Source organism: uncultured Gemmiger sp. (genome assembly GCA_944388105.1).
In the GTDB taxonomy this organism is placed as follows: Bacteria; Bacillota; Clostridia; order Oscillospirales; family Ruminococcaceae; genus Gemmiger.
The window spans coordinates 49,625-56,391 of record CALXHN010000004.1; the positions used below are offsets into that span (position 1 = coordinate 49,625).

A 6,767-nucleotide genomic window follows, 5' to 3' on the forward strand; every position below is an offset into this window, starting at 1 on the left:
TTTCATCCTTTCATCATTTCGGCCGCAGCGGCGGCCAGTTTTTCGTTGACCGCGTCAGCTTCGGCCTCGCTCTTGCCGACGGCGGAGAGGTAAACCTTGATCTTGGGCTCAGTGCCGGAGGGACGGACCATGAACTTGTGGCCGCCGGCCAGACGGTATTCCAGCACATCGGCCATGGGCAGCCCGTTGTGGCCGCCGGGAACGTTGTAGTCCACCGCTTCTTCCACCCGGCAGCCGGCGATTTCCGCCGGGGCCTGGGCCCGCAGGCCGGCCATGAGCTGCTGCATGGTGTGCATGCCGCTCTCCCCTTCAAAGGTGAAGGAGGACAGGGCATTGCGGTAGTAGCCGAATTCCTTGTACAGCGCCTCGATGGCATCCAGCAGGGTCATGCCCTGCTGGGCGTACCAGGCGGCGGCCTCGCAGACCAGCAGGGTGGCGTTCACCGCGTCCTTGTCCCGCACGTGGGGGCCGGACAGGTAGCCGTAGCTTTCCTCAAAGCCGAAGATGTACCGGTCCACCCGGCCTTCGGCTTCCAGCTTGCCGATCTGCTCCCCGATGAACTTGAAGCCGGTGAGGGTGCGGCGCAGCTCCACCCCGTACTTTTTGGCCACCGGGGTGGCCATGTCGGTGGAGACGATGGTGGTCACCGCCACCGGGTCCGCGGGCATGGTGCCCCGGGCGATGCGGGTGCGGCAGATGTAATCCAGCAGGATGATGCCCATCTCGTTGCCGGTGATGAGCCGGTAGCCGCCCTTGCCGTCGGGCACGGCGGTGCCGCAGCGGTCACAGTCGGGGTCGGTGCCCAGCAGCAGGTCCGGGTGGACGGTGTCGCACAGTTCCAGGCCCTTTTCCATGGCTTCCCGGATCTCCGGGTTGGGGTAGGGGCAGGTGGGGAAATCCCCGTCCGGCTTTTCCTGTTCGGGGACCACCGTCATGTGGGTGACCCCCAGCTTGGCCAGCAGCTTGCGCACGCATTCCAGGCCGGAGCCGTTGAGGGGGGTATAGACCAGTTTCAGGTCGGCGGTGCCGGCGCCGTCCCCCACCCGCTGGGCGTAGACGGCGTCCACAAAGGCATCCAGGCAGTCGTCCCCGATGGTGACGATGCGGCCGTCGGCCAGGGCGGCGTCATAGTCGGCCAGCTTCACGCCTGCAAAGATATCCACCGCCTCGATGGCGGCCAGGATCTTTTCGGCGGCTTCCAGGGTGATCTGGCAGCCGTCGGCGCCATAGACCTTGTAGCCGTTGTACTTGGCGGGGTTATGGCTGGCGGTGACGCAGACGCCCGCCCCGCAGCCCAGGTACCGCACCGCCCAGGACAGGGCGGGGGTGGGTTCCAGCCGGGGGTACAGATAGGCGGTGATGCCGTTGGCCGCCAGCACCCGGGCGGTCTCCCGGGCAAAGAGGTCGCCCTTATGGCGGCTGTCATGGGCGATGGCCACCTTTTTGGGCAGGGTGGTGGAATTGAGGTAATCGGCCAGGCCCTGGGTGGCCTTGCGCACGGTGTAGATGTTCATGCGGTTGGTGCCCGCGCCGATCACCCCGCGCAGGCCGCCGGTGCCGAAGGCCAGGTCGCGGTAAAAGCGGTCACTGACGGCTTCGGGGTCCTGGGCGATGCTGCGCAGCTCCTCGGCCAGATCGTCAGGCAGACCGGGCTGGGCCAGCCATGCCTGATAGCGGGTTTCGATGGTATTCATACTGTCACACTCCCGTTGTTGATCAGAAAAAATCTCATGGTGCGGACGGCCCGCCGCCCGAGATACAGCGGCCCATTCCGGAACAGAAGGCTGTTCCTCCCAATTATAGCACAGAACAGCAGAAATGTGTGCCACAATCTTATGGGAATGTGAATTTTTTTCAGGCATTGCGCCGGTTTTTCTCAGAGCACCCCCAGGCCCCGGGCCACGATGGTGATGAAGTCCTGCACATTGGTCACGATGGTGGTGGCGGACAGGCTTCCCCGGTCCAGCAGCTTGTTGACCACGAACTCGTCGGCGTCCACCGTGTACAGGAACACCGGGCGGACGGTGCCGTCGGCCAGCACCCGGTAGGAGGGGGTCATGTTCCCCGCCGCGATGGTGTGCAGCATGGTGGCCAGACAGATGACGGTGGTGGCCTTGCGGATGAGCCCCCGCATGGCGCTCTGGCCGGCGTAGGCGTCCCCCACCACCTCCGGCAGGGGACCATCGTCCCGGATGGAGCCGGTGAGCACGAAGGGCACCTGCTGCTTCACGCAGGCATACATGATGCCGTTGTCGATGCGGTGCTCCCGGATGAAGGCGGGGATGGACCCGCAGCGGCGCACCTCGTTGATCACGTCCAGGTGGTTGTAATGCCCGCCGGGGCGGCATTCCTGGGTGTAGATGTCCTGGCCCAGGGCGGTGTGGAAGGCGGCCCCTTCCAGGTCGTGGGTGGCCAGGGCGTTGCCCGCCAGCAGGCCGTGGGCGTAGCCCTGCTCGATCATGGCCTGCATGGCCGCCCGGGCGTCGGCGTCAAAGGAGAAAGCCGGACCCATGACCCAGACGATGTTGCCGTGCTCCCGCTCATACCGCAGCAGCGCCATGAGCCGGTCATAGTCCCGGGCGTAGGCGGTCTCCCGGCTGCGGCCCTGGCGGAAGGCGAACCGGTCCCCCTCCCCCGCTCCGCCGCCGGTGAAGCCGGTGGTGTGCAGGTAGATGCCCTCCTCCCCGTTTTCGGTGCGGCCCAGGGCCACCAGGTCCCCCTGGCGCAGGTTGCGGTTCTCCACCACCGCCAGACTGCCGTCCGGGCGCAGCACCACGCTGGAATCCATCCGGCTTTCGGGGACCAGGGTCCAGCGGCCGCCGATTTTGAAGTATTCCGGGTACATGGAGGTGCTGTGGAACCCCGCCGGCGCCACCCCGTCGGCCTCGGCGGGCTGCCAGCGGGCGTCAGGGGCCTGGGCCAGGGCGGGAACGGAAAAGTCCGGCGCCCGGTACACCGGCATGGAAAAGGAACGATTCATAGGCCATTCTCCCCTCGGTTGGTTTTCTTTACTGTATCACGCCGGACAGGGCTTGTCGATACGGGAAATGAACTTTTTGTTACAAAGTTGTAAAAATCACAGAACACTGCCAAATCGGGGATGCCAGCCGCGTTTTTGTGGGCAAGAGACAAAAATTTCCAACCTCCGAGGAGGGTGATTGATATGAAGATCCTGCTTACGTCCGACTGGTACATCCCCGCCGTCAACGGGGTCGTCACCTCTCTGCTGGCTTTGCGCCGCCAGCTCACCCGCCAGGGCCATGAAGTGCGGGTGCTGACCCTGTCCGGCGATCTGCACAGCCATGTGCGGGAGGGCGTCTATGCCCTGGGGTCGGTGGATGCGGGGATGATCTATCCCGGCGCCCGCCTGCGTGCCCCCGAAGGGGACGCCCTGATCCGGGAGCTCATCGCCTGGGGGCCGGACGTGGTCCACTCCCAGTGCGAGTTCAGCACCTTTGCCCCCGCACGGCGGATTGCCCGGGCCTGCGGAGCGCCGCTGGTGCACACCTACCACACGGTATACGAGGATTACACCCATTACTTCTCCCCCAGCCGCCGATGGGGCAAGGCCCTGGTGCGGGGCTTCACCCGGAGCATCGCCGCCCGGTGCGACGCCCTGCTGGCCCCCACCGACAAGGTGCGGAACCTGCTGCTGGGCTACGACGTGCCCTGCCCGGTGTACACCCTGCCCACCGGCATCGACCTGGACCGGTTCCAGGTGGACCGGCGGGAAGGGCTGTGGCTGCGGGACAGACTGGGCATCCCCCAGAACCGGCCGGTGCTGCTCTACCTGGGCCGTCTGGCCCGGGAGAAAAACCTGGACGACCTGCTGGAGGTGGCGGCGGCGGTGCCCCAGGCCACTTTGCTGGTGGCCGGGGACGGCCCCGACGGGCCCCGCTTCCGGGAGGAGGCGGCGCGCCGGGGGCTGGATGTGGTGTTCGGCGGAATGGTGGACCCCAAGGAGGTGCCGGTGTGGTACGCGGCGGCAGACCTTTTCCTCAGCGCCTCCACCAGCGAGACCCAGGGGCTGACCTATCTGGAAGCGCTGGCGGCGGGGCTGCCGGTGATCTGTCGGGCGGACCCCTGCCTGAAAGGGGTGCTGACAAACGGCGGCAACGGCTACGGCTGTGCGGACGCCGCCGGGATGGCCGCCCGGGTGCGGGCGCTGCTGGCGGACCCGGACGAACTGGATGCCATGCACCGTCGGGCCCGGGTTTCGGCCCTGGCTTTTTCTGAAGAAAATTTTGCCCGTCGGGCGTCGGCGCTGTACCGGGAGCAGATTCTGCTCCACCGCGCCGCCCCGGCTCTGGAAAGGAGCGCTGTATGGACCGCGTGAGAAAAGATCCTTTTTTGTTTTTGAAAGGCTGCCGGGACTGGCTGGTGGAGACCCTGCGCAACCCCTTTCAGCTGATCTCCCTGCTGGGGCTTGCCTTCTGTCTGGTGGCGGGGGTGTGGATGTGGCGCAACGGGCTGCTCACCTCCCGGGAAGCCCTGCAGCGTTTTCTGGACCCCTTCGGTCCCTGGGCAGCGGTGCTCTTCGTGGCCTTCCAGGCCATCCAGGTGGTGGTGCCGATTTTACCCGGCGGGCTGGGATGTCTGGCCGGGGTGGTGCTCTTCGGGCCCTGGCAGGGGTTCCTTTATAATTATATCGGCATCTGTGCCGGGTCGCTGGCGGCCTTTGCCATCGCCCGCAGCTGCGGCCGGCCCCTGCTCTACCGGATGTTCCCCCAGGCCCTCATCGACAAATACGACCGCTGGACCACCGAGGGCGGCCGCTTTGCCCGGTGGCTGGCCTTCCTCATCTTCATCCCGGTGGCCCCGGACGATTATCTCTGCTTCCTGGCCGGGACCACCACCATGCGGTTCCGGGTGTTTGCGGCCATCATCTTTCTGGGCAAGCCCGCGGCCATCGCGGCCTACAGCCTGGGCCTGACCCTGGTGTTCCAGCGCGTGCTGGGGCTCTGGGCATAATGTAAGGAGGGTTCCTACCTATGCGCGTACATCTGTATACCGGTTCCCTGGAAACGGTCCGCCGCAGCGGGGTGGGTCAGGCGGTGGCCCACCAGCGGGCCATGCTGCAAAGCGCCGGGGTGGAAGTGACCGAAAGCTGGCAGGGCCATGCCGACGCGGTGCACATCAACACCGTGCTGCCGGACGCCCCCCTGGCCGCCCTGCGGGCCCGGGCCCGGGGGGAGAAGGTGGTCTACTACGGCCACTCCACCATGCAGGATTTCCGGGATTCCTTTGTGGGGTCCAACCTGCTGGCGCCGCTGTTCAAACGGTGGCTCTGCCTGTGCTACGGGCTGGGAGACATCGTCCTCACCCCCACCCCCTACGCCAGGGGGATCTTGCAGACCTACGGCCTGCCCTGTCCGGTGCGGGCCATGTCCAACGGGGTGGACACCGCCTTCTTTGCCCCGGACAAGGCCCGGGGCGCGGCCTTCCGGGAAAAGTACGGCCTGTCTGACAGCCAGAAGGTGGTGGTCAGTGCGGGACATTTCATGCAGCGCAAGGGGATTTTTGAGTTCATCCGGCTGGCCGAAGCGCTGCCCGACGTACAGTTTTACTGGTTCGGCTACACCCAGCCTGCCCTGGTGCCCGCCCCGGTGCGCCATGCCATGGAACACGCCCCGGGCAACCTGCATTTTCCCGGTTTTGTGAGTCAGGCCGAGCTGCGGGACGCCTACTGCGGGGCGGACCTTTTCTGCTTCTGCAGCCACGAGGAGACCGAAGGCATTGTGGTGCTGGAGGCCCTGGCCTGCGGGGTGCCGGTGCTTTTGCGGGACATTCCGGTATATGAAGGCTGGCTCACCGACGGGGTGAACGTCTACAAGGCCGGGGACGACGCCGGATTTGCGGCCAAAGCCGCGGGCATCCTGGACGGTTCCCTGCCCGATGTGACCGCCGCCGGACGGGCGGTGGCCGAAGCCCGCAGCCTGCCCCGGATGGGGCAGGCCCTGTGCGGGGTCTACAAGGACCTGTGCCCCGCCTGATTGACACAAACTTTACTTGCTACAAGGCCCTCCCCCGTGGTATGCTGGAAGCAAACCCGCAAAGGAGGGCCTTTCAAATGTCCATCACCCTGGAACAGGTCAAGCACAACGAGGAAGTGAACACCTACATCCGCAAGGCGGACGAGAGTCTGCGGGCCCTGGGCTTCACCGAGCACAGCTTTGCCCATGTGGGGCGGGTGTCGGCCCTGGCCAGCCAGATCCTGCGCACCCTGGGCTACGACGCCCGCACCGCCGAGCTGGCGGCCATTGCGGGGTGGCTGCACGACATCGGCAACGTGGTCAACCGCATCGACCACGCCCAGAGCGGGGCGGTGATGGCCTTCCGCATCCTGGACAAGATGGGCTTTCCCCCGGAGGAGACGGCCACCATCATCACGGCCATCGGCAACCACGACGAGGGCACGGCTTTCCCGGTGAACGCGGTGGCCGCCGCCCTGATCCTGGCGGACAAGACGGATGTGCGGGCCAACCGGGTGCGCAACATCGACCCCGCCACCTACGACATCCACGACCGGGTGAATTCCTCGGTGCGGGAGTCCCGGGTCACCCTGGAAAACGGGGAGCTCCGCCTGACCCTGACCATCGACACCAACATGTGCGCGGTGATGGATTATTTCGAGATCTTCCTCGACCGGATGATTTTGTGCCGCAAGGCCGCCGAGGCCCTGGGGCAGAAGTTCGCGCTGGTCATCAACGGACAGAGAATTCTGTGAGTATTTTTGCAAGGACGGGGTTAGGGCCCGTCCTTTTTTG

Annotated in this window: 6 protein-coding genes; 4 read left to right on the top strand and 2 right to left on the bottom strand. The window is 65.9% G+C overall.

The genetic code is table 11. The features are described 5' to 3' along the window. Positions 1-2 precede the first annotated feature (2 nt). Positions 3-1,694: a phospho-sugar mutase gene (locus Q0K17_RS01065; RefSeq protein ID WP_294538793.1), complete on the bottom strand. Its 1,692-nt coding sequence runs from the start codon at positions 1,692-1,694 to the stop codon at positions 3-5. Between the two features lie 182 nt (positions 1,695-1,876). Further along, a complete protein-coding gene (locus Q0K17_RS01070; RefSeq protein WP_294538796.1) occupies positions 1,877-2,980 on the bottom strand; it encodes a hypothetical protein in 1,104 nt (367 codons plus the stop codon). 183 nt (positions 2,981-3,163) lie between these two features. Between Q0K17_RS01070 and Q0K17_RS01075 the strand changes: the two genes are divergently transcribed. The 4 genes from Q0K17_RS01075 to Q0K17_RS01090 all read left to right on the top strand — a co-directional run bounded on the left by Q0K17_RS01075 (position 3,164) and on the right by Q0K17_RS01090 (position 6,727). Next, positions 3,164-4,336, top strand: a complete 1,173-nt coding sequence (locus Q0K17_RS01075) for a glycosyltransferase family 4 protein (RefSeq protein ID WP_294538799.1) — start codon at positions 3,164-3,166, stop codon at positions 4,334-4,336. Then, entirely contained in the window at positions 4,324-4,971 is a 648-nt protein-coding gene (locus Q0K17_RS01080) for a TVP38/TMEM64 family protein (protein ID WP_294538802.1), read from the top strand. Before Q0K17_RS01075 ends, Q0K17_RS01080 begins: the two co-directional genes overlap by 13 nt. Before the next feature lie 20 nt (positions 4,972-4,991). Then, on the top strand, positions 4,992-5,993 hold the full coding sequence (locus tag Q0K17_RS01085) for a glycosyltransferase (RefSeq protein ID WP_294538805.1): 1,002 nt from the start codon (positions 4,992-4,994) through the stop codon (positions 5,991-5,993). Positions 5,994-6,070: 77 nt separating this feature from the next. Beyond that, entirely contained in the window at positions 6,071-6,727 is a 657-nt protein-coding gene (locus Q0K17_RS01090; RefSeq protein WP_294538807.1) for an HD domain-containing protein, read from the top strand. Positions 6,728-6,767 lie beyond the last annotated feature (40 nt).